This is a genomic window from Micromonospora citrea, assembly GCF_900090315.1.
Lineage (GTDB): Bacteria > Actinomycetota > Actinomycetes > Mycobacteriales > Micromonosporaceae > Micromonospora > Micromonospora citrea.
Map to the genome: position 1 here is coordinate 6,701,250 of NZ_FMHZ01000002.1, position 24,214 is coordinate 6,725,463.

Consider the following 24,214-nt stretch of genomic DNA (forward strand, 5'->3'; position numbering starts at 1 on the left):
GATTGGTGCCATGACCGGGCAGGCGGCGGCACCCACGGTGACCTTCGGCGTGCTGGGGCCGGTGGAGGCGGCGAACGCCACCGGCCCCGTCACGCTGAAAGGTCCCTGCCAGCGGGCGGTGCTGGCCCGCCTGCTCGTCGCCCGGGGCCGGGTGGTGCCGGTCGACCGGCTCGTCGGCGACCTGTGGGAGGCGCCATCGGACGGCGCGGTGGGAGCGATCCGGACGTTCGTCGCCGACCTGCGCCGCGCGCTGGAGCCGGACCGGCCGCCCCGGCAGCCGGCCCGGTTGCTGGTGACCGCCCCACCCGGGTACGCGCTGCGCGCCGAGCCCGACGCGGTGGACGCCTGGCGGTTCGAGGCGGCGGTCGCCGAAGCGGGCGAGCTGCTGACCGCCGGCCGTGGCGGGCCGGCGCTGGCCCGCCTGGACGACGCGCTGGCGCTCTGGCGGGGCCCGGCGTACGCCGAGGTCGCCGGCGAGCCCTGGGCCCGCGCGGAGGCCGACCGGCTCGACGAGCTGCGGCTGCTGGCCGTCGAACGGCGGGCCTCGGCGCTGCTGGCCCTGGAACGGGCCCCCGAGGCGGTCACGGGGCTGCGGGCCCACGCCGCCGACCACCCGCTGCGCGAGGACGCCTGGCAGTTGCTGGCCACCGCCCTGTACCGGTCGGGCCGCCAGGGGGAGGCGCTGGCCGCGCTGCGGCAGGCCCGCGACACCCTGGTGGCCGAACTCGGCGTCGACCCGGGTCCGCGACTGCGGCGACTGGAGGCCGACATCCTCGCCCAGGCGCCCGGGCTCCTCCCTCCCGCGCCATCCCCGGGCCCGATCGCGCCGCCTGCGGGCCCGACCGCGCCATCCCCGGGCCCGATCGCGCCGCCTGCGGGCCCGACCGCGCCATCCCCTGGCCCGATCGCGCCGCCTGCCGGCCCGACCGCGCCGCCCACGGGCCCTCCCACGCCGCCTGCCGGCCCGACCGGGTCCGGCACCTCCGTGGCCGCCCGTAGCACCGTGCCCGCCGGTGCGCGCGTCGGCCCGGACACGCCCGGGACGGCGCGGCCCGGCGGGGCGGTGGCGCGCGACGACCGCCGCCCGTTCGTCGGCCGCGACGAGGAGCTGGCCCGGCTGCGGCAGGCGGCCGGGCGGGCCGCCCGGCACGGCAACCCCGCCCTGGCCCTCGTCTCCGGGGAGGCCGGCGCGGGCAAGACCGCGCTCGCCGACGCGCTCGCCCGGGAACTGGCCGCCGCCGGCTGGGCGTCCGCGTGGGGCCACGTCCCCGAGTACGAGGGCGCACCGGCCGCCTGGCCGTGGACCCGGATCACCGACGCGCTCGCCCCCTCGGACGGTGCCGGGCCGGCTCCGGCCGGCGCGGTCGGCGGGAACGGCGCCGCGGCGGACGCCTCCGACCGGGCGCAGGATCCGGCGGCGGCCCGGTTCCGGCTGCACCGCGCCGTCGTCGCGCTCGTCTCGGCGGCGGCCGGGCGGGGGCCGGTGCTGCTGGTCGTCGACGACCTGCACCGCGCCGACGCCGACACCCTGGACCTGCTCACCGCCCTGGTCGGCGAGCCGGAGCCGGTCGCCGGGCCGGTGCTCGTCGTGGGGACGTACCGCGCCGCCGAGATCACCCCGGAGCTGACCGCCGCGCTGGCCCGGCTGGCCCGCGCCGAGCCGGTCCGGGTCTACCTCGGCGGCCTGTCCGAACAGGCGACCGGCGACGTGGCGCGGACGGTGACCGGGCGGGACCTCGACGCCGCCGTGGTCCGCCTGATCCACCGTCGCAGCGGCGGGAACCCGTTCTTCGTCCGGGAGTTGGCGCGGCTGCTCGCGGCGGAGGGTCCGGCCGCGCTGCACCAGGTCCCGGCGGGGGTGCGCGACGTGATCCGGCACCGCCTCGCCCGGCTGCCCGACCCGGCGCAGACCGTCCTGCGGCAGGCGGCGGTGCTCGGCCGCGACGTCGACCCGGACGTGCTGACCGCGCTGGCGGGCGACGCGACGGCGGTCCTCGACGCGCTGGACCGCGCCCTCGCGGCCGGCTTCCTCAGCGAGCGGGACGCCGACGGCCGGCTGCGGTTCACCCACGTCCTGACCCGCGACACGCTCTACGGCGACCTCTCCGCGCCGCGCCGGGCCCGCTGGCACGCCGCCGCAGGCGACGCGATCGAGCGGCTGTACCCACACGACGCCGCCGCCCTCGCCCACCACTTCGCGCACGCGGCGAGCCGGCCCACCGCACCCCGCGCGGCCCGCTACGCCCGCGCGGCCGCCGAGCAGGCCGAGCGGCGCTTCCACCCGCACGAGGCGGCCCGCCTGTGGCGGCAGGCGGTCACCGCCCACGACCGCGCCGCCGCCGACGACGTACGCGGGCGGCTGACGGCGGCCATGGGGCTGGGCCGCGCCCTCGCCGTCACCGGGAATCTCGACGAGGCGCGGCGGCTGCGGTCGGCGTCGATCGCCACGGCCGTCGGGCTCGACGACCCCGCCCTGGCAACGAACGTGCTGACCGCGTTCGACGTCCCGGCGCTGTGGACCCGCAACGACGACGAGCGCCTCTCCCGACAGGTGGTCCGGGCCGCCGAGTGGACCCTGGCCGCGCTCGGCGACGAGGAGCCGCGGCGGCGCGCCCGGCTGCTGAGCACCCTCGCGTTGGAGCTGCGGGGCACCACCACCGACCGCGGCCACCGGGCGGCCCGCGAGGCGGAGGCGATCGCCCGGCGACTGGCGGACCCGGCGCTGCTCGCCCACGCGCTCAACGCCCGCTTCCTGCACGCCTTCCGGCGGACCGGCCTCGCCGCCGAGCGGGCCCGCATCGGCGCCGAACTGGTCGACCTGGCGGCCCGGCACGAGCTGGTCAGCTTCGAGGTCCTCGGCCACCTGATCCTGGTGCAGGCGCACGGTGCGCTCGCGGACCTCGCCGTCGCCGACGCGCACGCCCGCGCCGCCGACCGCCTCGCCGGACGGTACGACCTGCCGCTGGTGGGCGTCTTCACCCGGTGGTACGCCGCGCTGCGGCTGGCTGTCCGCGGCGACCGGGCCGGGGCGGCGGACGCGTACCGCGCCGCGCACGCCAGCCTCGCCGGCAGCGGGATGCCCGGGATGGAACACGGCCTGCTCGCCCTCGTGCTGCTGTCCCTGCGCCTGCCGCCGGCGGGGGAGCGGGAAGAAGGCTGGCCGGGGAACCTCGACCCCGACGGGGACCTCGGACCGTACGAGCCCTGGGCACGCCCCCTGCTGCTGCTCTCCACCGGTCACCGGGGCGAGGCCGCCGCCGCGCTGCGCGCCCTCCCGGACTCGCCGAACGACCTGCTGCGCGAGGCCCGCGTCTGCCTCGCCGCCCGCGCCGCCGTCGCCCTCGCCGACGAGGCCACGATGCGGTGGGCGTACGCCGAACTCGCCCCCGCCGCCGGGGAGCTGGCCGGGGCCGGCAGCGGGATCCTCACCCTCGGCCCGGTCGCCGACCACCTCGGCGACCTCGCCGCCGCGCTGGGCCGCCCCGACGAGGCCGCCGCGCACCGGCGCACCGCCCGCGCGGTCGCGGCGCGGGCCGCCGGCTGACGAGGAGATCCGCCGGCCGGCCCGCCCCTGCGGTTTTCCGCACCCGCCCGCTGCGGTCGTCCGGCGCGACCGGGTGGCCGGCCCCATGGCCGGCTCTCAGGATGGGTTCGTAGCGTGGGTACCATGATTCGTACCGCGCACTCCCTGCTCGCCGCCGGAACCACCACCGGGGAGGCCGCACCACCCGAGGACGGCCTGGTAGGTTTCGTCATCGACCTGGTCGAACGGCTCGGCGGTCCGGGCGCGGGCCTGGCCGTGGCCCTGGAGAACCTCTTCCCGCCGATCCCCAGCGAGGTGATCCTGCCGCTCGCCGGCTTCGTCGCGGGCCAGGGACGGATGAGCGTGGTCGGCGCCATCTTCTGGACCACCCTCGGTTCCCTGCTCGGCGCCCTGGCTCTCTACTACATCGGCGCGGCGCTCGGCCGGGACCGGATCCGGGCCATCGCGCAGAAGCTGCCGCTGGTCAAGCTCAGCGACGTGGACCGCACCGAGGAGTGGTTCCTGCGGCACGGCGTCAAGGCCGTCTTCTTCGGCCGGATGATTCCGATCTTCCGCAGCCTGATCTCGATCCCGGCCGGCGTGGAGCGGATGCCCGTGTTGACCTTCATGGTCTACACGACCCTCGGCAGCCTGATCTGGAACACCACCTTCGTGATGGCCGGCTACCTCCTCGGCGACAACTGGCACCTGGTGGAGGGATACGCCGGCGCGCTGCAGAAGGTGGTCATCGTGGCCTGCGTGGCGGCCTTCGGCTGGTTCGTCGTGACCCGCGTGATGCGGGCCCGACGGGGCGTGGCGACCGCCGACGAGCCGGAGCCGGCCCCCGGACCCGCCCCGCTGAACCACGCGCCCGACCCGGCCGGGCGGGGCACCATCTACCGCAGCGTCCACTCCGACGGGCAGCCCGACCCGTGGCACCGCGACGGGGCGCGCTGAGCCGGTGGAGACCGCACGAACGCACCCGCCGAGGGCGACCCGGATCCCCGCCGGCGTCGCCCTCGGGATCGTCTCGGCCGTCGTGGAGGCGTTGTTCCTCGTCGTCTCGGCCGTCGCCGTGGCCGGCGCCGCGCCCGCCGCGCCGGCCCGCTGGCGGGTCCGCGCCACGATCCGGCGGTACGCCTCGACGCTCGCCCGCTGGGAACGGGACCGGCTGGCCCAATTCCACGGCGTCGAGGTCCCGCCCGGCGCGCCGCCCCGCCGCGAGGTGGCGTACCTCGCCGCCCGACTGCTGCCCGGCGCGCTGGGCCTGCTGGCGTACGGGGTGCTGGCCTTCGGCGTCGTGCTGGCGGCCATCGTGGTGCGGGCCGTGCTGCGCGGCGACCTCGGCGTGGCCGACGCGCTGCTCCAGGTCGTCATCGGGACGGCCCTGCTCCTGGTCAACGTGCAGGCCGTGGCGAGCGTGGCCACGCTGGACGCCCGGCTCGCCCGGCGCCTGCTCGGCCCGAACGAGCGAACCCTGCTGGAGGAGCGGGTCCGGGAGCTGGCCGCCAGCCGCGCCGGCGTCATCGCCGCCGTCGACGCCGAGCGGCAGCGCATCGAGCGGGATCTGCACGACGGTCTCCAACAGCGACTCGTCGCCCTCGGCATGCTGCTCGGCCGGGCCCGCCGCAGCCGGGACGCGGAGCGCACCGCCGCGCTGCTCGCCCAGGCGCACGCCGACGCCCAACAGGCCGTCGCGGAACTGCGCGAGGTGGCCTGGCGGGTGTACCCGTCGGCGCTCGACGGCGCCGACCTCGGACAGGTGCTGGAAATGGTCGCGCAACGCTCCGACGTTCCGGTCCGCGTCCGCTGTGACCTGCCGGTACGCCCGCAGCGGCAGGTCGAGACGGTGTTGTACTTCGTCGCCTGTGAGGCGCTGACCAACGCGGCGAAACACGCCGCCGCTACCCTGATCACCGTCGAGATCGGCACGGGGGAGGGGCACATCCGGATGGCGGTACACGACGACGGCGTCGGCGGCGCCGACCCGGCCGGGACGGGCCTGTCCGGCCTGGCCCGCCGGGTCGCCGCGCTCGACGGGCGGCTGCGGGTCGACAGCCCGGCCGGCGGGCCGACCAGGGTTTCGGTGGAACTGCCGTGCGGATAGTGCTCGCCGAGGACTCCACGCTGCTGCGCGAGGGACTGGCCCGGCTGCTGGCCGAGGAGGGCCACGAGGTCGCCGCCGCCGTCGCATCCGCGGACGACCTGGTGGACGCCGCCGCCCGGCACCGGCCCGACATCGTCGTCACCGACGTGCGGATGCCTCCCACCCACACCGACGACGGGCTGCGGGCGGCGCTGGAGATCCGGCGGCGCTGGCCCGGCACCGGTGTCCTGGTGCTCTCCCAGTACGTCGAGAAGCGGTACGCCACCCGGCTGCTCGCCGACCGTCCCGAGGGTGTCGGCTACGTGCTCAAGGACCGGGTCGCCCAGGTGGACGACTTCCTCGACGCCCTGGACCGGGTGGCCGAGGGCGCGACGGCGCTGGACCCGGAGGTGGTGCGGCAGGTTTTGGCCGGCACCGACCGGGCGGACCCGCTGGCGCGGCTCACGCCCCGCGAACGGGACGTGCTGCACCACATGGCGCAGGGCCACACCAACGCCACGATCGCCGAGCGGCTGCAGGTGTCGCAGAGCGCGGTGGAGAAGCACATCAACACGATCTTCGACAAGCTCGACCTGTCTCAGGCGGCGGGCTACAGCCGGCGGGTGCTCGCGGTGCTCCGGTACCTGGGGGTCTGATCGCTCCTTCTCGGGCTTCTCTTGGCTTGGGCTGTGTCGTTGCCGGTGGCTTGCGGTGCGTCGTGGTGGGGGTGTGGTCCGCCGTGGCCGGGTTCGGGTGGTCGGGTTGCGGTGCGTCGTGGTGGGGGTGTGGTCCGCCGTGGCCGGGTTCGGGTGGTCGGGTTGCGGTGCGTCGTGGTGGGGGTGTGGCCCGCCGTGCCCGGCTCCGGGCGGTCAGGCTTGATCCCTGCGCCGGGCACGGCGGGCCACACCCCGTCGGTGGTTGCGCGTCGTCCGTGCCTTCCTGTCCGTATTGGCGGTCGTGTCGGGGTGCGGGCCCAGCTTGGCGGTGCGTCTGGTCGCGGTCGGGGCGACCGGGCCGGGACGCGAGCGCGTGACGCGGCCGGTGCGGCCCCACGGGCGGGGCGGCTCGACAGCGCCCGACCACACCCACCATCTGCCGGCCCACGGGCGTTCGGCGTGTCGGGTGTCGGGTCGGGTGTCCGGTTTCGGGGTGTGATCGGGGGCATCGTGGGTGCGGAATCGTGGCGGGGTCGGGGTCGTTACACCCTGCGTACGGCCGAGTGAGGGCACGTCGCCGCCTGCGGGCGGGGGTGCCGGGCCCGGAATGACGGCGGGCCGGCGGTCGTTGGACATGGTCCGGCCGACGCGAGGGCGTCCCCCCGCCCCTGCGACAACGGGCCACGATCCGGCCCGCGCAAGGCCGGTCTGATTCTTCCCGGCACCCGTGCCGGATCCCCCCAGTTCCCTTTTGAGCGCCGGACGGTGCTTGCACCCGCGTTTCCGATCCCCCTCGGTAGTCGTGCGGGTGCCTTCCCCCGAATGGAGCCCATCGTGAACACGATCATGCGTAAGAGCGTTCTGGGTATTGCTGGTCTGGCTGTTGCCGGTGGTGTGTTCGCCGGTCCGGCCACCGCTCACGCCGCCCCGGTCGAGGCCGCTCCGGTCACCGCGGTGGCGGTGCAGGCTGACAAGCCGGGCGTGGACAAGGGCAAGCTGGTTCCGCACGGTGTGCAGGGTGCGCAGTCGCGGATCGATGTGTCGGACGAGCAGGTCGGTAACGTGAAGGCGATCGTCGCGGCGACGAAGAAGGCCGGGATGGACGAGCGTGCCGCTGTGGTGGCGATCGCGACGGCGTTGCAGGAGTCGAAGCTGGAGAACCTGGGTCATCTGGGTGAGCGCAACGACCATGACTCGCAGGGCCTGTTCCAGCAGCGCCCGTCCTCGGGTTGGGGCACGGTGGAGCAGATCACCGACCCGGAGTACTCGACCATGGCGTTCCTGAAGGGTCTCAAGCAGGTCGACGGGTGGCAGGACATGCCGCTGACGAAGGCGGCGCAGACGGTGCAGGTGTCGGCCTACCCCGACCACTACGCGCAGTGGGAGCAGCAGGCCGCCGACCTCGTCGCCGAGCACTGGAACAGCTGACACACGTGAACTACCGCCGCTGGCCGGTACCCCGCACGGGGTACCGGCCAGCGGCGTCTCCGCGTACGGCAGGTGAGCCGAACGGGCGGGCACGACCGGCGGCCGCCCGCCGTGCGCGGGCGTACAGTCGGGCGGTGGAACGCACCGAGAAGATGCCCGCGGAGACCCGGCCCCCCGGCGTGGCAGCCGTCGATCCCGGCAGTGTCCTGTTGCCCGGCCACGACGTGCCGTTGGGGCGCTACACCACGGTGCGGCGGTTGCTGCCGCAGCGCCAGCGGCGGATGGTCGGCGCCTGGTGCTTCGTGGACCACTTCGGGCCGGACGACGTCGCCGAGCGGCCCGGCATGGAGGTGCCGCCGCACCCGCACACCGGGCTGCAGACGGTGACCTGGCTGCTGGACGGGGAGATCCTGCACCGCGACAGCCTCGGCAACGTCCAGCCGATCCGGCCCGGCCAGCTCAACGTGATGACCTCCGGGCACGGCATCGCGCACTCCGAACGCTCACCGGAGCGGCACCCGCCGCTGATGCACGGCGTACAGCTCTGGGTGGCGCTGCCGGACCCGGCCCGCGCCGGGGCGGCCGACTTCGCCCACCACGCCGACCTGCCGCGCTGGCGCGACGGCGAGCTGGACGTCACCCTGCTGGTCGGCGAGCTGGCGGGCGAGCGGTCCCCGGCGGTGACGCACACCCCGCTGCTCGGCGCGCAGTTCGAGCTGCGCGGGTCCGCGGCAAGCACGCTGCCGCTGCGCCGCGACTTCGAGTACGGACTGCTGGCCATGTCCGGCGCCGCCGAGGTCGACGGCGTGTCGGTCGCGCCCGGGGCGCTGCTCTACCTCGGCGCCGGCCGGGACCGGCTGACCCTCGTCGGTGAGCCCGGCAGCCGGCTGCTGCTGCTCGGCGGGGCGCCCTTCGAGGAGCCGCTGGTGATGTGGTGGAACTTCGTCGGCCGCTCGCACGAGGAGGTCGCCGCCGCCCGGGAGGACTGGCTGGCCGGGCGGCGCTTCGGCGTCGTCGCCGACGATCCCGCCCCGCCGCTGCCCGCCCCCGCGCTGCCCACCACCCGGCTCAAGGCACGCGACCGCAGCGGCGGCATCCTCGGCTGACGCGGGCAGGCGTGGCCGGCCGTAGCGCGGGTAGTCGCCGGCATGCCGACCAGTGCCGTCTCCACCATCGAGGACAAGAAGCGCCTGGTACGCCGGCTCGCCGGCAGCGGGCGGGGCTTCGCGGAGCAGTACGGCTTCCGGGTCACCAACAACCCGTCGAGCCTGTTCCAGCTGCTCTGTCTCGCCGTGCTGCTGGCCCGCCGCGGCGACTTCCGGCGCGCTCTGGACAGCGCGCACGCCCTGCCCGACGCGGGCTGGGACAGCGCGGCCCGACTGGCCCGCTCGCTGCACGCCGACCGTGTTCGCGTGCTGCGCGACAGCGGCCAGCGCGGCGACGTCGACGCGCTCGCAGACGGCCTGGGCGACCTGGCCCGTGTCGTCGTCGAGCGCTACCGGGGCGACCTGCGCCGGCTGCGGGCGACGGCCCACCACGACCCGGCCCGGGAGCGGGAGCTGCTCACCGAGCTGCCCGGCGTGGACGGCGCGGTGGCCGACCTGTTCCTGCGCGAGGCGCAGGCGCTGTGGCGGGAGGTCGCGCCGGTCGCCGACCGCAGGGCGCTGGCCGCGGCCCGCCGGCTGGGGCTGGGACGCTCCGCCGACGACCTCGCCGGGCTGGCCGGCAGCGGCGAGTCGGAGCGCCTCGCGTGGCTGGTCGGCGCGCTGGCCCGGGTCGACCTCGAGCAGCGGTACGCGGAGCTGACCGGCTGACGCGCGGGGTGCGCTGGCCCACACTTCGCGGGATATCCTCCGAACGGGGGATGGCGGGTCGTATGCTGGTCGCGGCAGGGATGCCCGCCCGGTTCGGGCGTACATCAACCGCCTGGCGGTCGCGGCCCGGTTCGGGCCCGACGACCGCAGGTCAGGTTCTGCGTGGCGCCCCGGTTCGCGGTTCGCGGCTGGGGCGCCCGCCTGCCCGGCGGCATCCGCCTCACCGCGCCAGACCGGCCAGCAGGTTCACCGTCACCGCGATGATGAACGCCCCGAACAGGTACGACAGCATCGAGTGCCGCAGCACCGTCCGGCGCATCTCGTTGCTGGTCAGCGCGGTGTCGGAGACCTGGAACGTCGCCCCGACGGTGAACGCCAGGTAGGCGAAGTCGGAGTAGCGCGGCGGCTCCGGCTGGTTGAAGTCCACCCCGCCGTCCGGCCCGGTGTAGTAGATCCGCGCGTACCGGGCGGCGAACACGGTGTGCACCACCAACCACGACAGCAGCACGCTGAGCACGCCCAGCCCGCCGTAGACGTTGCGGCCGGCCGTGCCCTCGTGCGCGCGGGTCACCACGATGCCGACCGCGAGCAGACTGGCCAGGCAGGCGCCGAGGAGCAGGACGTCACGGGCCGCCCGGTTGGGGTCCTCGTACACCGCCAGTCGGGCCGTCGAGCGGGCGTCCATCGGCCACAGCTTGTGCCAGACCAGCACCAGCCAGCTCAGCGCGGCGGCGTCCCAGCCGACCAGCGGCGCGAGCGCCGGCGTGGCCGCCACCGCGGTGACCGCGCCGGCCAGCAGCCCGACCGCGCCCATCACGGTGAGCTGGACCACGACCGGGGGGTGCCCGGACGGCCGGCGCTCGGTCACCCGTCACCCGAGCGGTCCCGCCACGCGGGGGCGGCGCCGATCGGCCGAGGCGTGGGCAAGGCTCAGATGCCGCGCAGGTGCTGCGACACCCGCTGGTGCCGGTCCCGCGCCTGCGCCGCCCGCTGGGACGGGCCGACCTCGGGCGCGGCGTCGATGCCCGCCGAGCGGGCCACCTCGTTGCCGTTCGCGTAGTCGACCGGCGGCAGAGCCCGCAGGGCCCGCAGCACGTCCGGCGGGGCGCCCTCGCGTTCGGCCTCGCGTACCACGTCGTCCTTCCCGGCGGGGTAGTCCAGGCTCGACAGGTACTGCAGCACGTCGGCGTAGCTCGCCATGGTGTCGGCTCCTCCGGGCATCGATCCGGTCACGACCGGCGGCGGTTACCCGCCCGGCGGCCTCCCACGCGCCCGTCGGCGAGGAATTCCGCTGTCGTTTCCCGGCCCGGGCACCGGGTACGCGCAGGCCCCACGCAGCCCGAAGGAGCAACGGATGAACTACGACACCTTCGTCGACCAGGTCGCCCAGCGCACCCGCACCTCCTCCGAGCAGGCGGTGGAACTGACCCGGGCGACGCTGGAGACCCTCGCCGAGCGGCTGACCGGCGGGGAGGTGCTGGACCTGGCGGCCCAGTTGCCCAGGCCGTTGCAGGTGGTGATGAAGCCGAGCCCGCGCACCGAGCAGGCGGAGCGGTTCGGCGCGGCCGAGTTCGTCGCGCGGATCGCCCTGCGCGCCGGCGTCGACGAGTCGGCGGCCCGGGACGCGGCGCGGGCGGTCTTCACCACGCTCCGCGAGGCGATCACCGGGGGCGAGTTCGACGACGTGGCCACCCAGTTGCCGCGCGACTACCGGAAGCTGGTGGAGCCCGCGATGGCCCCCGGCGCCACCCTGCGCCGCTCCTGACCGCCCGGCCTGCCGTCGCCGCCGCGCCCGGCGGGACGCCCTCGTGCCGGGGCGGCCCGCGGCGGTCAGGCGACCGCGCGGGCGGCCCGCAGGTCGGCGACCCGACCGGGGTCGAAGCCGGCCTCGGCCAGCACCTCGTCGGTGTGCTCGCCGGGCTGCGGCGGCGGGCGCCGCAGCGCGGTCGGCGTGCCCGAGAAGCGGGGCGCGGGAGCGGGCTGGGTGACCCCGTCCCGCTCCACGAAGGTGCCCCGCGCGGCCAGGTGCGGGTGCTCGGGGGCCTCCCGCCAGTCCAGCACCGGCGCCACGCAGGCGTCCGAGGAGCCCAGCAGCGCCGTCCACTCGTCGCGGGTACGGGTGCGGAACAGGCGCGCCCACGCGCGGCGCAACGCCGGCCAGTTCGCCGGGTCGGTGCGGTCCAGCGCAGCGTCCGGGTGCAGCGGAAAGCCGCTGCGCCGGACCAACTCGTCGTAGAACTGCGGCTCCAGCGCGCCCACGGCCAGGTACCGGCCGTCGGCGCACTCGTACGTGTCGTAGAACGGGGCGCCACCGTCGAGCAGGTTCACCCCGCGCGGGTCCTGCCACATGCCCAACCGCCGCAGTGCGTGGATCTGGGTGCTGAGCACCGCCACGCCGTCCACGACGGCCGCGTCGACCACCTGCCCGCGCGCGCCGCCGCGCACCGCGTACAGGGCGGAGACCAGGCCCAGGGCGAGCATCATCCCGCCGCCTCCGAAGTCGCCGAGCAGGTTCATCGGCGGCACCGGGCGCTCCCCGGCCCGCCCGATGCCGTGCAGCGCCCCCGTCAGCGCCACGTAGCCGATGTCGTGCCCCGCGTACGCGGCCGCCGGGCCGTCCTGCCCCCACCCGGTCATCCGCCCGTAGACCAGCCGCGGGTTCACCGCCAGGCAGTCCGCCGGGCCGACGCCGAGGCGCTCGGTCACCCCCGGCCGGAAGCCCTCGACCAGCGCGTCGGCGCCGGCGACCAGCGCCAGCACCACCTCCCGGCCGCCGGGGGACTTCAGGTCCACCCCGATCGAGCGGCGCCCCCGGTTGAGCAGGTCGGGGTGCGGGGTGCCGAACGCGCCCGGGTCCACGTCGGTGGCCCGGTCCACGCGGACCACGTCCGCGCCCAGGTCGGCCAGCATCATCGCCGCGAACGGGCCGGGCCCGATGCCGGCCAGCTCGACCACCCGTACGCCGGCCAGCGGGCCCGCCGCCACCTCATCGACCATTGGCACACCATAGGCGCCGCGCGTTTGCGTCGTAAGGGGCCGGGAACCCGCCGGCCGAGACGCGGGGAGGTGGCGTGGTCGACGACCGGATCAGGGTGGCCATGCTGCACGGTCCCGGCCGGCCCGACACCGACGGCGTCAGCGACTACGTGACGCACCTGATCGAGGCGCTCGGCGGGGTGGGCGTCGAGGTGACCCCGGTGCCGGTGCGCCCCGACGGGGAGCGGGGTCGCTGGCGCGCCGCCGCCGCCCGGGCCGCGCGCCGGGTCCGCGAGCTGGCGCCCGACGTGGTGCACGTGCAGTTCGCGCCGTCGGCGTACCGGTTCTCCGGGCAGCCCGGTTTGCTGCCGTGGCGGCTGCCCCGGCGGGTGCCGCTGGTCACCACCCTGCACGAGTACGGCTGGTGGGCCTGCCCCGGCTGGCTGCCCGGCCGGGTCTGGTCGGTGGCGGAGCGGGCCCGCTGCTGGGACCGGGAGTCCGGCCGGCTGGTGCCGGCCAGCGCGGCGGTGATCGTCACGAATCCCGGCCACGGCGACGTGCTCCGGGCACGCACCGGCCGCGCCGCGACGCACATTCCGATCGCCCCGAACGTCGCCGACCACGTCGGCGCGGCCTCCGCCGGGCAGCGGCTGCGGGCCGAGCTGGGCCTGCCGGAGGGCGCCCCGCTGCTGGCCTTCTTCGGCTTCGTGCACCCGGTGAAGGGGCTGCGGTACCTGATCGAGGCGCTGCCCGAGCTGCGGCGGGCCCACCCGGACCTGCGGCTGCTGGTGGTCGGCGGGTTCACCTCCCAGGCGCTGCCCGAGGACGAGGCGCGGGCGTTCCGCGCCGAGCTGACCGGGCTGGCCGCCCGGTGCGGGGTGGTCGACGCGGTGACCTTCACCGGGCACCTGCCGGCCGAGCGGGTCTCCGCCGCGCTGCACGCCGCCGACGTGGCGGTGCTGCCGTTCACCGCCGGGGTGAGCACGAAGAGCGGGGCGCTGCTCGCCGCGCTGGCGCACGGCGTGCCGACGGCGGTCACGCTCCCCGACTCCGGCGACGACGAGGTGCGCCGCGGTGGGGCGGTGGCGGTCATCGCCGGGCGCCGGGACAGCGCCGCGATCGTGCGTACCGTCGGCAAGCTGCTCGCCGACCCGGTGCTGCGCCGCCGGCTCGCCGAGCGCGGGCGGGCGTTCGCCGCCGCGTACTCCTGGCCGAGGATCGCCGCCGCGCACCGCGACCTCTACGCGCGGACGCTGGGGCGGGCCGGTGCCTGAGACGTACGCGGAGATCCTGGTGGTGGACCTGCTCGGCGGGATCGGCGACCTGCTGATGCTGCTGCCGGCGGTGCACGGCCTGGCCCGCCGCAATCCCGGGGCGAGGCTGCGGGTGCTCACCCACGACCCGGGGGCCGACCTGGTGCGCGGCGACCCGGCGGTGGCCCAGGTGGTCACGCCCCGGCACGGCCGTCCCGGCGCCGAGCGGGAGGCGGTGGCGGCGGCGCTGGCGGCACGCCGCCCCGACCTGGCCGTCAGCACCACCCGGTACGACGGGATCCCCGAGCTGTTGGCGGCCGGCGCCGGGCGGGCGGTGACCAACCTGTGGCGCGACCCGCCGCCGCACCAGCCGGTCGGGGAGCGCTACCTGGAGATCCTGCACGCCGAAGGGCTGCTGGACGCCGCCGACCGGTCGGCCCGTCCCCGGGTGCACCTGACCGGCGCGGCGCGGCGGGCCGGGGAGCGGGCGGTGGCCCGTCTCGTCGGCGAGCCGCTCGCACCGCCGGTGGTGCTGGTCACCGACGCCGGGATGGCGGTGAAGCGGTGGCCCGGGCGACACTGGCGGGCCCTGGCCGGGGCGCTCGCCCGGCGCGGCCACCCGGTGCTCAGCGTGGGCCCGGTCGACCCCGCCGCGCCGCTCGGCGTGCCGCTGCCCCGCGCCGGCCTGCCCACCCTGGCGGGGCAGTTCGCGGCGGTGGGCCGGCGCGGCGGGGTGGTGGTCGGGCCGGACACCGGGCCGGTGCGGCTCGCCGCCGCGGCCGGCGCCCCGACGGTGGCGCTGTTCGGCCCGACCGACGCGCGGCGGTACGGAACGGGCGGCACCGACCTGCAGGGGCTCCCCGGGTGCCCGCACCGGCGCCCCACCGCCATCACCGAGCAGCCCTGCTGGTGGGAGGCGCGTTGCCCGCTCGACGCGGCCGAACCGGCGTGCCTGGCCGCCCTCGACGTCGACACGGTCCTCGCCGCCGTCACCGCCCGCTGACCGCCGCCGGCTGGTGTCGTCCGGCGCGACGGCGGTCTACCGGTCACGTCGCCGTGGCGGGGCGGGTCCGTCGAAGGACGCCCCCGGCGTCCGTCGAAAGCGGGACGCGGATCTCGGCGTCCGGCACGACGCCGGGCGCCGGCGGCGCTGACACGGTGAGGGTGTGACGACGAACGCCGCGCCGAGAACGCCCACCACCGACCCCGCCGCCCCACCCCGCCGCCTGCCCCTGCCGGACGTGCTGCGCGGGGTGGCGATCCTCGGCACGCTCGCCACCAACGTGTGGCTCTTCGCCACCCCGGGCGCCGAGGCCCGGTTCCTCACCGATGCCACCGCGATCTCGGCGGCGGCCGTCGCCGGCACGGATCCGGTCGCCGCCGTCGTCGAGGGCACGTTCCGCTTCCTCGCCAACGGCAAGTTCCTCGCGCTGCTGACCATCCTGTTCGGCGTCGGCCTGGCCATCCAGCACCGCTCCGCCGTCGACCGCGGGCGGCCCTGGCCCGGCCGGTACGGGTGGCGGGCCCTGCTGCTGTTCGTCGAGGGGACCCTGCACTTCGTCCTCGTCTTCGCCTTCGACGTCCTGATGGGGTACGCGGTCGTCGCGCTGCTGGTGGCGTGGCTGCTCGCCCGTGCGGAGCGGGTCCAGCGGGCGGTGCTGTACGCGGCCGGCGCACTGCACGTGGCGTTCATGGCGCTGCTCACCCTGGCCCTGGCGACCGCCCCGCCGGCCGACCCCGCCGACCCGGCCGCCGTCACCGCCGACGCCCGGGTGTTCACGGCCGGCAGTTGGGCCGACCAGGTGGCGTTCCGCCTGGACAACTGGCTCGCGCTGAGGGCCGAGCCGATCGTCAGCTTCGGCCTGCTGGTCTTCCTGTTCCTGCTCGGCGTCCGGCTGTTCCGGGCGGGCGCCTTCGACCCGGGCGTCCGGGGTCGCGCCCTGCGGCGCCGGCTGCTCGCGGTGGGTGTCGGCGTCGGGCTGCCGCTCAACGCGGCCACCACCCTCGCCGGGCCGGATTTCTTCCTGGTCGACCGCTACGTGTGCGCGCCGGTGCTGGCCCTGGGCTACCTGGGTCTGGTCGGGGTGCTGTTGGACCGGGTGCGCCGGCCGGGGCCCGTCACCGCCGGGCTGACCGCGGTGGGGCGTGCCGCCCTGTCCTGCTACGTGGCGCAGAACGTGCTCTGCGTGCTGGTCTGCTACGGGTGGGGGCTGGGCCTGGCCCGGGCCTGGCAGGAGGCGTCGCCGTGGTGGGTGCTGGGGCTCTGGGCGGCCGTCGGGCTGACCCTGGTCGGTGGGGCGCGTTGGTGCCTGCGCCGGTACGGGCAGGGCCCGCTGGAGGCCGTCCAGAAGGCGGCCCTGCGCCGGCTGCCGGCCGGCTGAGCAAGGCCGACGGCCGGTGGAGGGCCCGCGCGGCGGCCACCAGCGCAAACGGGGCACGCGGGATCGCGTGCCCCGTTTGCCGCGCCCGTTGAGCCTGCCCTAACCTTGGTCGGACGAGGGGAGTACTTCCCACGAACCATCCCGGTCAGTACGGCGCGCCCGGAGCGTGCCTCGGGTGGTTGCCCACGAAAGGTGGGTGAAGGAGACCTCGAACATGACACGGTGTTCGAGGAGGCTCCATGTCCGATTTGCCATACCTTGCCGCGACCGAGATCCAGTCGGTCGGCACGCCCACGCTGTGGGGCGTCACGATCGCCGGCGTCCTCGCCCTGCTGGTGCTGGACTTCCTGGTCACCCGCCGGCCGCACGAGGTCTCGATCCGGGAGGCGCTGGGCTGGTCCGCCTTCTACATCGCCCTGCCGCTGGCGTTCGGCGCCTGGGTCTGGTCCCGCTACGGCTCCCGCCAGGGCGTGGAATACCTCACCGGTTACCTGGTGGAGAAGTCCCTCTCCGTCGACAACCTGTTCGTCTTCATGCTGTTGCTCGCCGCGTTCGCGGTGCCGACGGCGCTCGCCCAGCGGGTCCTGCTCTACGGCATCGTCGGCGCCCTGGTGCTGCGGGCGGTCTTCATCGCCCTCGGCGCGGCGGCCCTGCAGACCCTGGACTTCGCCTTCCTGCTCTTCGCGATCATCCTGATCCTCACCGCGGTGAAGCTGCTGCGCGACGCCCTCTCCGGGCACGAGCAGGAAGTCGACATCAACAAGATGCGCTCGGTGAAGCTGCTGCGCAGGTTCATGCCGGTCACCGACGACTACCACGGCACCCGGATGACCGTGCGCCTCGCCGGCCGGCGGACGCTCACCCCGTTCGCCCTCGTGGTGGTCGCCATCCTCGCCACCGACGTGGTCTTCGCCGTCGACTCGGTGCCCGCCGTCTACGGCATCACCGAGGACCCGTACCTGGTCTTCGCCACCAACGCGTTCGCCCTGCTGGGGCTGCGCGCGCTCTACTTCGTGCTGCACGCCGCGCTGAGCCGGCTGGTCCACCTCAGCTACGGTCTGGCGGTCATCCTGGCGTTCATCGGCGTCAAGCTGGGCCTGCACTGGGCGCACGGCATCTGGTCGGGCGTGCCGGAGATCCCCACCCTGGCCTCGCTGGGCGTCATCATCGGCGTCCTGGTGATCGTCACGCTCACCAGCCTGCGGGCCACCCGCGGGAAAGTGACCGGCGAGAAGCAGGTCGTGGCCGAGCGGCGCTGAGGCGTCACCCGGCGCGGTGCGGTCCGGCCGACCGCGCCTGCCCGGCCCACCCCGGGTGGTACGACTGACGGGTGGGAATCGTGTCACCGGGCTTCCAGGGCCGGCCCCGCTCCGCGGAGCCGGCCCTGCCGCCGGGGCAGTACCTGACGGAGGACTTCCCGGTGCTCTCCGCCGGCCCGACACCGAGGGTGCCGGTGGAGACCTGGGAGTTCGTCATCACCACCGAGTCCGGCGCGGAGTTCCGGTGGAGCTGGGACGAGCTGATGGCCCTGCCCCAGGAGACGCCGACGGTGGACATCCACTGCGTCACCCGCTGGTCCAAGCGCGACACCGACTGGCAGGGCGTCTCCCTGGACACGCTGCTGGAGGGCGTCGACACGGGCGCGCACCACGCGCAGGCCCACTCGTACGGCGGCTACACCACCAACCTGCCGCTGGCCGACCTGCGCGGCGGGCGGGCCTGGGTGGCGCACCGGTACGCCGGCGACCCGCTGCCGGCCGAGCACGGCGGCCCGGCCCGGCTGCTCGTGCCGCACCTCTATTTCTGGAAGTCCGCCAAGTGGGTGCGCGGCATCCGGCTCACCACGCGGGACCAGCCCGGATTCTGGGAGACCGCCGGCTACCACGACTACGGTGACCCGTGGCGTGAGCAGCGGTACCAGGGCGATTGACCGGGCCGCTGCGGTGGCGGGTGGCCCGGCTCGCCGAGCGCCGGGTGGAGACGCCGACCGCGCAGACCCTCGTGCTGGAGGCCCCCGGCTGGCCGGGGCACCTGCCCGGGCAGCACCTCGACGTGCGGCTGACCGCCCCCGACGGCTACCAGGCGGCCCGGTCGTACTCGCTGGCCGCCCCTGCCGAGGGGGACCGGATCGCGCTGACCGTGCAGCGCGTCCCCGACGGCGAGGTGTCGCCGTACCTGACCGACGTCTACGCCGAGGGCGACCCGGTGGAGGTGCGCGGCCCGGTGGGCGGCTGGTTCGTCTGGCGGCCCGAGGAGACCGCCCCGGTGCTCCTGGTGGCCGGCGGCTCGGGCGTCGTGCCGCTGATGGCGATGGTCCGGGCGCGCCGCGCCGCCGGCAGCCGCGTGCCGTTCCGGCTGCTCTACTCGGTGCGCACCCCCGCGGACGTGTTCTACGCCGACGAGCTGCGCGCCCGCGTCCGCGACGACCACGGCCTGGACGTGGCGTACGTGTACACCCGCGAGGCGCCGGAGGGCTGGCGGGGCGAGCCGCACCGGATCGGACCGGCCGACGTGAACACCCACGGCTGGCCGCCCGAGCTGGAGCCGCTCTGCTACGTCTGCGGCCCGACGGGGTTCGTGGAGACCGTGGCGGACCTGCTGGTCGGGCTCGGCCACCAGACCCGGCGGGTGCGGACCGAACGGTTCGGCCCGACCGGCGCGCCGTAGAGGAGGAGTGTGCGATGACCGAGCTGTCGTACCTGGACGGCAACATGCTCGACGGCCCGCTGCGGGAGCTGTTCGCCGTCGACCTGAGCGCCGCCACCGGGCGGTGCGCGCACTGCGGCACGCTCGGCCCGCTGGCCGGCCTGCGGGTCTACCCGCACGCCCCGGGCCTGGTGGCCCGCTGCCCGAGCTGCGCGGAGGTGATGCTGCGGTTGGTCCGCTCGCCCGACCGGGCCTGGCTGGACCTGCGCGGAGCCACCTTCCTGGCGGTGCCGATGCCGCCGGACCAACCGCACCCTGGCCCGCTGTGAACGCGGGTCCGCGCGGGGGCGGGGCGACACCGGCGGCCGGAACGGATGGAGGCGGAACCGTGGACGAGGACCTGCGGGCGCGGTCGGCGCGGGAGGTGTTCGAGGACCACCTGCGGCTGGCGGCCGAGCACCGCTTCGCGGAGGACCTGGCGCGCAACGTGTCGCCGTCCTGCGTGGTGCTGGAGCGCCGGGGCGTGTTCCGTGGCCACGACGGGGTCCGGGAGCTGGCCCGCTGGCTGGAGGAGGAGCTGCCCGGCGGCGGCTACACCTACACCAACAAGCTGGTGGAGGGCCGGATGGCGTTCCTGGAGTGGACGGCGGACGCCGAGGGCGCGCGGGTCCTCGACGGGGCGGACTCGTTCCTGATCGAGCAGGGCTGGATCGTCGCCCAGACCATCCACTACACCGTCGAACGCGTCGGCGGCGGCTGACGGCCGCCCCGCGCGGACAATCGACTGGACTTCGCCGCCCCGCACGGTGACAGTTGTCCGCCGTGAGATACCTGCGCACCGCCGGGCCGGTCGGCATCCGCCGGCCCCGACCCACGGACGAGGCCGAGTTCATCGCGGCGGCCCGCCGCAGCCGAGACCTGCACCACCCCTGGCTGTCGGCCCCCGACGACCCGGCGCGGTACGCCGCCTACCTGGCCAGGATCCGCCGACGGGACCACGCCGGCTACCTGATCTGCGACCGCGGCTCCGACGCCATCGCCGGGTACGTCAACATCAGCGGGATCCTCATGGGCGCGCTGCGCGGCGGTTACCTGGGCTACGCGGCCTTCCTGCCGTACAGCGGCACCGGGCACGCCTCGGCCGGCGTCGGCCTGGTGGTCGCCCACGCCTTCGAGGCGCTCGGCCTGCACCGGCTGGAGGCGAACATCCAGCCGGGCAACGAGCCGTCCCGCCGGGTCGCGCGGAAGCTCGGCTTCCGGCTGGAGGGGTACTCGCCCGACTACCTGTTCATCGACGGGGCGTGGCGCGACCACGAGCGGTGGGCGATCACCGCGCCGGTCGGGACCGCGGCGGCGTGACGGTGGCGGCCGGGGCCGGCCGCCACCGCGCCCGGGTCAGCGCCCGGGCCGGCGCGCCTCGGGGCGCTGGCCGCCGAGACGTTCGATCCGTCCCTGCTTGTGCTCGACGCGCCGGCGCTGCCGGGGCGTGAGGTGTCTGCGGCCGCTCTGCCGCAGGTAGATCGGCTGTCGCTGGTCGTTGGACATCGGCATGCTCATGACGCTGCCCTCCCTTGGCCGCGGTGGCGGTGCGGCACCAGCGTGCCCACGGGTCGGGTGAGCGGACCCCACCCGATCCGGGTTACCGGCCCCCGCTGCGACGGGCCGCGAACGGTGCGCCGACACGCGGTGAGCTGTCGGGCCGCTGTCAGCTCCCGGGCTTCGGGAAGGCGACGGGGGACCGGAGCCCGTCGCGGCCGACCGCCCGGACGCCGAAGAAGACGTTGTCCTTGGACAGGTCGACGGTCGCCTCCGTGACGTCGCCGACGTCGACGACGCGCTGCCAGTCGGCCGCCGTCGTCTCCCGCCACACCACCTCGTAGCCGGCCACGTCCGGATCGTCATCCCGCTGCCAGCGCAGGGTGGTGTCGTTGGTGAGGTTCGTCGTGACGATCACCGCCCCCCTGGGCGTGCCGGGCGCGCGGGCCAGGGACCACAGCGCCGCGCCGTTGACCCGGGCCACCCGGGCGATGTACGCGAAGTCGCAGAACTCCGGCAGGTCGCCGTACTGCCTGCCGTCGACGACCCGGACGTCCTGGTGCTGGTGGGCGAAGTCCTCGTGGGGCTCGGTGAACCGGCCGGCCGGCCAGCCCTCGCGCAGGAACGGGATGTGGTCGCTGCCGCGCAGGTACCGGTCGCGGCGGTAGACCACCCGCACCCGCATCCCGGTGGCGTCGTTGTCGGCGACGTCGGTGACGAACCGGGCGAGCTGCCGGGACGGGGAGTCGTTCTCGCCGCCGACCGACTGCCGCACTGTCGCCTCGGCCGGTGTCTCCGCCGTGGGCACCCCCTCGGCGAACAGCCGGAGGGTGCGCGGGTCACGGGTGCCGTCGTCGGCGGTGCTGCTGCCGACGATGTCGTTGCTGAACATGCCCTGCACGTCGGCCCCGGCCGCCTTGAGCTGCCGGGCCAGGTGGGTCGAGCCGTACAGTCCCTGCTCCTCGCCGGCCACCGCGGCGAAGACGATCGTGGCGGCCGTCCGGCGGGTGGCCATCAACCGGGCCAGCTCCAGCACCACCGCCACGCCGGAGGCGTCGTCGTCGGCGCCGGGTGCGTCGGCGACGGCGTCCGCCACGTCCGAGGCGCGGGAGTCGTAGTGGCCGGTGACCACGTACGTCCGGTTCGGCGCGGTGTCCCCGCGCAGGGTGGCCACGACGTTGGTGATCCGCGTGGCGGTGGGGATGCGCGGCGCGGGATCCTGCACGTAGGACTGGAGTTCGACGGTCATCCGGCCGCCGGAGGCGGCGGCGTACGCGGTCATCCGCTCGTGGATCCAGTCGCGGGCGGCGCCGATGCCGCGGACCGGGTCGTCCTGGCTGGAGAGGGTGTGCCGGGTGCCGAACGCGGCCAGCCGGCGCACGGTGGCCTCGATCCGCTCCGGGTCGACCCGCCGCAGCAGTTCGCGCAGCTCGCGGTCGGGCGCCTGGGGTCGGATCCGGTGCCCGGGGCCGGGCGGCGGCGCGGCGGCGCCCGCGGCGGCCGGCTCGGCGATCAGGGGTACGGCGACGGCGGTGGCGGCGGCGGAGGCGGAGGCGGACAGGAAGGTGCGCCGGGTCGACCTCGCGGATCGGCCGTCGGCGGTGTCGTGGGAGCCCATCCCCGCATCCTCGCCATGGACGACCATCGTTGTCCATGGCGCGGGCCATGGTCATGTCACCCGAAGCGGGTGATGTCGGACCCCGCCGCCCCTCCTACCGTGGCGGTATGGCTGCCGTGCGTCCGACACCCGCCGATCCCACGCCGGGCCTGCTCTCCGAGCCGGAGGCCGGCGACCAGCGCGCCATGCCGCCCGAGCTGGGCCCGAACGCGATGGCCGTGCTGAGCGGCCCCACCTTCATGTACTCGGATCTGACCGGGGACGTGCCGCCGGGCAGCATCGGCGGCCTCGTGCACCTGGACACCCGGCTGATCAGCGGCTGGATGCTCTCGATCAACGGCAACCGGCCGCTGTTGGTGTTGCGCTCCGAGACCGTCGACCACTACTCGGCCCAGTACGTGCTGACCAACCCGGACGTGCCCGGCCTGCCGCCGGACAGCCTCGGGATCCGGCGGCTGCGGTACGTCGGCGACGGCTTCCACGAGCGCGTCGAGATGGTGTCCTTCCGGACCGAGCCGGTCCGGATCGAGCTGCGGCTGGCGGTCGGCGTCGACTTCGCCGACCTGTTCGAGGTCAAGTCCGGTGTCCGGGACCGCTCCGCGGAGATCACCCGCGGCCACGCGCCCGACGGCTCGGAACTCTGCTTCCGCTACGCGCGGAACGGCTTCTCCGCCGAGACGCGGGTCTGCTGCTCGCGACCGGCCAGCCGCGTCGAGGGCGACGACCTGGTGTGGGAGATCACCCTCGCGCCCCGCGAGGTGTGGCAGCTCGACCTGGACGTCCCGCTGCCGCCGGGCATGGGGGTCGTGGAGCCGACCCGGGGCGACATCGCGGACGTGATCCACCGGCGCGCCGACGACCCGGTGCGCCGCTGGTCCACCGCCCGGGCCCTGCTGCGCAGCGACAACCGTGCCTTGCAGGAGACGGTCCGGCAGTCCCGGGACGACCTCGCGGCGCTCCGGCTCGACCTGGAGGTCAAGGGGGAGCGGATCATGCTCCCCGGCGCCGGCCTGCCCTGGTTCCTCGCCGTCTTCGGCCGCGACACCCTCATCGCCGCCTACCAGACGCTGTCGGCCGGGCCGATGCTGGCCAAGGGCGCGCTGCTCGCGCTCGCCCGGTTGCAGGGCAACGAGTGCGACGACTTCACCGACGAGGAGCCCGGCAAGATCCTGCACGAGGTCCGCAGCGGCGAGCTCACCCGCACCGGGGTCAAGCCGTACGGGCCCTACTACGGCTCCGCCGACGCCACCCAGCTCTGGCTGATCCTGCTGTCGGAGTACTGGCGGTGGACCCGCGACGACCAGACGGTGCGGTTCCTGCGCGACAATGCGCTCGCCGCGCTGCACTGGATCGACAGGTACGGCGACCGCGACGGGGACGGCTACGTGGAGTACGCCACCCGCTCGCCGGAAGGGCTGGGCAACCAGTGCTGGCGGGACTCGCCGGACGGAATCTCCTTCTCCGACGGCCGGATCCCGGTGCTGCCGATCGCCAGCTCCGACCTGCAGGGCTACGTCTACGACGCCAAGTTGCGGCTGGCCGAGCTGGCCGACGGGCCGCTGGCCGACCCCGACCTGGCCCGTCGGTTGCGCGCCGAGGCGGCGGAGCTGTACGACCGGTTCAACCGGGACTTCTGGATCGAGGGGAGAGGCGGCTTCTACGCGGTCGGGCTGGACGGTGACAAGAACCCGATCGACTCGAAGACCTCCAACATGGGGCACCTGCTGTGGAGCGGCATCGTGCCGCCGGAGCGGGCCGACGCGGTGGTGCGGCAGCTGATGGCCGACCACATGTTCTCCGGCTGGGGCATCCGCACCCTGTCCCGGGAGGAGCGGCTGTACAACGCCCTCGGCTACCACCGCGGCACGGTCTGGCCGCACGACAACTCCCTCGCCGTGCTCGGCATGGCCCGCTACGGCTACCGGGCCGAGGCGAACCGGATCAGCCTGGCCCTGCTGGAGGCCGCCGAGCAGTTCGGTCACCGCCTGCCGGAGGCGATGAGCGGCTTCCCCCGCGAACAGTGGCTCTTCGCGGTGCCCTACCCGACCGCGTGCAGCCCGCAGGCCTGGGCGGCCGGCACGCCGCTGGCGCTGGTGCGGGCGATGCTCGGCGCCGAACCGGCTGACGGCCGGCTGGCGCTCGACCCCGACATACCCCCTGAGATCGGGCGAATCAGCGTCGAGCGGGTGCGTGCGTTCGGGCGCTGCTGGGAGGTGGAGGCGGTCGGCCGGACCGGGTACGCCCGGCTGGCCGAGTGCTGAACTGACCGATCCGCCACGTTTGTCATCGCGTGTCGT

At 75.6% G+C, this 24,214-nt stretch carries 23 protein-coding genes; 18 read left to right on the forward strand and 5 right to left on the reverse strand.

Annotated features, from left to right (window positions below):
* Positions 1-10: 10 nt before the first annotated feature.
* The 7 genes from GA0070606_RS29690 to GA0070606_RS29720 all read left to right on the forward strand — a co-directional run bounded on the left by GA0070606_RS29690 (position 11) and on the right by GA0070606_RS29720 (position 9,507).
* Entirely contained in the window at positions 11-3,544 is a 3,534-nt protein-coding gene (locus tag GA0070606_RS29690; RefSeq protein ID WP_091106501.1) for an ATP-binding protein, read from the forward strand.
* A gap of 123 nt (positions 3,545-3,667) precedes the next feature.
* Entirely contained in the window at positions 3,668-4,480 is an 813-nt protein-coding gene (locus GA0070606_RS29695) for a DedA family protein (RefSeq protein WP_091106502.1), read from the forward strand.
* Positions 4,481-4,484: 4 nt separating this feature from the next.
* On the forward strand, positions 4,485-5,630 hold the full coding sequence (locus GA0070606_RS29700; RefSeq protein WP_176737472.1) for a sensor histidine kinase: 1,146 nt from the start codon (positions 4,485-4,487) through the stop codon (positions 5,628-5,630).
* Complete coding sequence (locus GA0070606_RS29705) at positions 5,621-6,265, forward strand: response regulator (protein WP_091106503.1); 645 nt, start codon at positions 5,621-5,623, stop codon at positions 6,263-6,265. Before GA0070606_RS29700 ends, GA0070606_RS29705 begins: the two co-directional genes overlap by 10 nt.
* A gap of 834 nt (positions 6,266-7,099) precedes the next feature.
* A complete protein-coding gene (locus GA0070606_RS29710; RefSeq protein ID WP_091108379.1) occupies positions 7,100-7,693 on the forward strand; it encodes a hypothetical protein in 594 nt (197 codons plus the stop codon).
* 134 nt (positions 7,694-7,827) lie between these two features.
* Complete coding sequence (locus tag GA0070606_RS29715; protein WP_091106504.1) at positions 7,828-8,799, forward strand: pirin family protein; 972 nt, start codon at positions 7,828-7,830, stop codon at positions 8,797-8,799.
* Between the two features lie 42 nt (positions 8,800-8,841).
* Positions 8,842-9,507, forward strand: coding sequence for a hypothetical protein (locus GA0070606_RS29720; RefSeq protein ID WP_091106505.1), 666 nt, complete (start codon positions 8,842-8,844; stop codon positions 9,505-9,507).
* A gap of 220 nt (positions 9,508-9,727) precedes the next feature.
* Here GA0070606_RS29720 and GA0070606_RS29725 read toward each other — a convergent pair whose 3' ends face one another.
* Together GA0070606_RS29725 and GA0070606_RS29730 are read right to left on the reverse strand one after the other, a co-directional pair.
* Positions 9,728-10,375, reverse strand: coding sequence for a DUF1345 domain-containing protein (locus GA0070606_RS29725; RefSeq protein ID WP_218106093.1), 648 nt, complete (start codon positions 10,373-10,375; stop codon positions 9,728-9,730).
* Positions 10,376-10,437: 62 nt separating this feature from the next.
* Entirely contained in the window at positions 10,438-10,707 is a 270-nt protein-coding gene (locus GA0070606_RS29730; RefSeq protein ID WP_091106506.1) for a DUF2795 domain-containing protein, read from the reverse strand.
* A 154-nt stretch (positions 10,708-10,861) separates the two neighbouring features.
* Here GA0070606_RS29730 and GA0070606_RS29735 point away from each other — a divergent pair, with 154 nt between their 5' ends.
* Positions 10,862-11,272 carry a DUF2267 domain-containing protein gene (locus tag GA0070606_RS29735; protein ID WP_091106507.1) on the forward strand — a complete coding sequence of 137 codons (411 nt, stop codon included), beginning with the start codon at positions 10,862-10,864 and terminating at the stop codon, positions 11,270-11,272.
* A gap of 65 nt (positions 11,273-11,337) precedes the next feature.
* On the opposite strand, the gene GA0070606_RS29740 is transcribed toward GA0070606_RS29735, so the two are convergent.
* The gene (locus GA0070606_RS29740) at positions 11,338-12,504 is read right to left on the reverse strand and encodes a CaiB/BaiF CoA transferase family protein (protein ID WP_091106508.1); all 1,167 of its coding nucleotides are present in this window, start codon (positions 12,502-12,504) and stop codon (positions 11,338-11,340) included.
* 74 nt (positions 12,505-12,578) lie between these two features.
* Between GA0070606_RS29740 and GA0070606_RS29745 the strand changes: the two genes are divergently transcribed.
* From GA0070606_RS29745 to GA0070606_RS29785, 9 genes are all read left to right on the forward strand, one after another.
* Positions 12,579-13,757, forward strand: coding sequence for a glycosyltransferase family 4 protein (locus GA0070606_RS29745; RefSeq protein ID WP_091106509.1), 1,179 nt, complete (start codon positions 12,579-12,581; stop codon positions 13,755-13,757).
* The gene (locus GA0070606_RS29750; protein ID WP_218106095.1) at positions 13,750-14,739 is read left to right on the forward strand and encodes a glycosyltransferase family 9 protein; all 990 of its coding nucleotides are present in this window, start codon (positions 13,750-13,752) and stop codon (positions 14,737-14,739) included. Before GA0070606_RS29745 ends, GA0070606_RS29750 begins: the two co-directional genes overlap by 8 nt.
* Before the next feature lie 163 nt (positions 14,740-14,902).
* Complete coding sequence (locus GA0070606_RS29755) at positions 14,903-16,117, forward strand: DUF418 domain-containing protein (RefSeq protein ID WP_218106097.1); 1,215 nt, start codon at positions 14,903-14,905, stop codon at positions 16,115-16,117.
* 239 nt (positions 16,118-16,356) lie between these two features.
* Positions 16,357-17,376 carry a TerC family protein gene (locus tag GA0070606_RS29760; RefSeq protein WP_091106510.1) on the forward strand — a complete coding sequence of 340 codons (1,020 nt, stop codon included), beginning with the start codon at positions 16,357-16,359 and terminating at the stop codon, positions 17,374-17,376.
* An 80-nt stretch (positions 17,377-17,456) separates the two neighbouring features.
* Entirely contained in the window at positions 17,457-18,047 is a 591-nt protein-coding gene (locus tag GA0070606_RS29765; RefSeq protein WP_218106193.1) for a sulfite oxidase-like oxidoreductase, read from the forward strand.
* The gene (locus GA0070606_RS29770; RefSeq protein ID WP_091106512.1) at positions 18,044-18,784 is read left to right on the forward strand and encodes a ferredoxin reductase; all 741 of its coding nucleotides are present in this window, start codon (positions 18,044-18,046) and stop codon (positions 18,782-18,784) included. Before GA0070606_RS29765 ends, GA0070606_RS29770 begins: the two co-directional genes overlap by 4 nt.
* A 14-nt stretch (positions 18,785-18,798) precedes the next feature.
* Complete coding sequence (locus GA0070606_RS29775; protein ID WP_091106513.1) at positions 18,799-19,092, forward strand: DUF6510 family protein; 294 nt, start codon at positions 18,799-18,801, stop codon at positions 19,090-19,092.
* Positions 19,093-19,151: 59 nt separating this feature from the next.
* Complete coding sequence (locus tag GA0070606_RS29780) at positions 19,152-19,523, forward strand: nuclear transport factor 2 family protein (RefSeq protein WP_091106514.1); 372 nt, start codon at positions 19,152-19,154, stop codon at positions 19,521-19,523.
* 62 nt (positions 19,524-19,585) lie between these two features.
* Entirely contained in the window at positions 19,586-20,122 is a 537-nt protein-coding gene (locus tag GA0070606_RS29785) for a GNAT family N-acetyltransferase (protein ID WP_245724869.1), read from the forward strand.
* A 36-nt stretch (positions 20,123-20,158) separates the two neighbouring features.
* Here GA0070606_RS29785 and GA0070606_RS32785 read toward each other — a convergent pair whose 3' ends face one another.
* Entirely contained in the window at positions 20,159-20,320 is a 162-nt protein-coding gene (locus tag GA0070606_RS32785; protein ID WP_176737473.1) for a hypothetical protein, read from the reverse strand.
* 148 nt (positions 20,321-20,468) lie between these two features.
* Positions 20,469-21,917, reverse strand: a complete 1,449-nt coding sequence (locus GA0070606_RS29790) for a M20/M25/M40 family metallo-hydrolase (RefSeq protein ID WP_091106516.1) — start codon at positions 21,915-21,917, stop codon at positions 20,469-20,471.
* 107 nt (positions 21,918-22,024) lie between these two features.
* On the opposite strand from GA0070606_RS29790, the gene GA0070606_RS29795 reads away from it, so the two are divergent.
* Positions 22,025-24,178, forward strand: a complete 2,154-nt coding sequence (locus GA0070606_RS29795; protein WP_091106517.1) for an amylo-alpha-1,6-glucosidase — start codon at positions 22,025-22,027, stop codon at positions 24,176-24,178.
* Positions 24,179-24,214 lie beyond the last annotated feature (36 nt).

What these genes read in the sequence shown, in the direction of transcription:
- GA0070606_RS29690 (WP_091106501.1), top strand. Translation starts at nt 11, where the DNA reads ATGACCGGGCAGGCGGCGGCACCCACGGTGACCTTCGGCGTGCTGGGG.
- GA0070606_RS29695 (WP_091106502.1), top strand. Translation starts at nt 3,668, where the DNA reads ATGATTCGTACCGCGCACTCCCTGCTCGCCGCCGGAACCACCACCGGG.
- GA0070606_RS29720 (WP_091106505.1), top strand. Translation starts at nt 8,842, where the DNA reads ATGCCGACCAGTGCCGTCTCCACCATCGAGGACAAGAAGCGCCTGGTA.
- GA0070606_RS29730 (WP_091106506.1), bottom strand. Translation starts at nt 10,707, where the DNA reads ATGGCGAGCTACGCCGACGTGCTGCAGTACCTGTCGAGCCTGGACTAC.
- GA0070606_RS29735 (WP_091106507.1), top strand. Translation starts at nt 10,862, where the DNA reads ATGAACTACGACACCTTCGTCGACCAGGTCGCCCAGCGCACCCGCACC.
- GA0070606_RS29740 (WP_091106508.1), bottom strand. Translation starts at nt 12,504, where the DNA reads ATGGTCGATGAGGTGGCGGCGGGCCCGCTGGCCGGCGTACGGGTGGTC.
- GA0070606_RS29760 (WP_091106510.1), top strand. Translation starts at nt 16,357, where the DNA reads ATGTCCGATTTGCCATACCTTGCCGCGACCGAGATCCAGTCGGTCGGC.
- GA0070606_RS29775 (WP_091106513.1), top strand. Translation starts at nt 18,799, where the DNA reads ATGACCGAGCTGTCGTACCTGGACGGCAACATGCTCGACGGCCCGCTG.
- GA0070606_RS32785 (WP_176737473.1), bottom strand. Translation starts at nt 20,320, where the DNA reads ATGAGCATGCCGATGTCCAACGACCAGCGACAGCCGATCTACCTGCGG.
- GA0070606_RS29790 (WP_091106516.1), bottom strand. Translation starts at nt 21,917, where the DNA reads ATGGGCTCCCACGACACCGCCGACGGCCGATCCGCGAGGTCGACCCGG.
- GA0070606_RS29795 (WP_091106517.1), top strand. Translation starts at nt 22,025, where the DNA reads ATGGCTGCCGTGCGTCCGACACCCGCCGATCCCACGCCGGGCCTGCTC.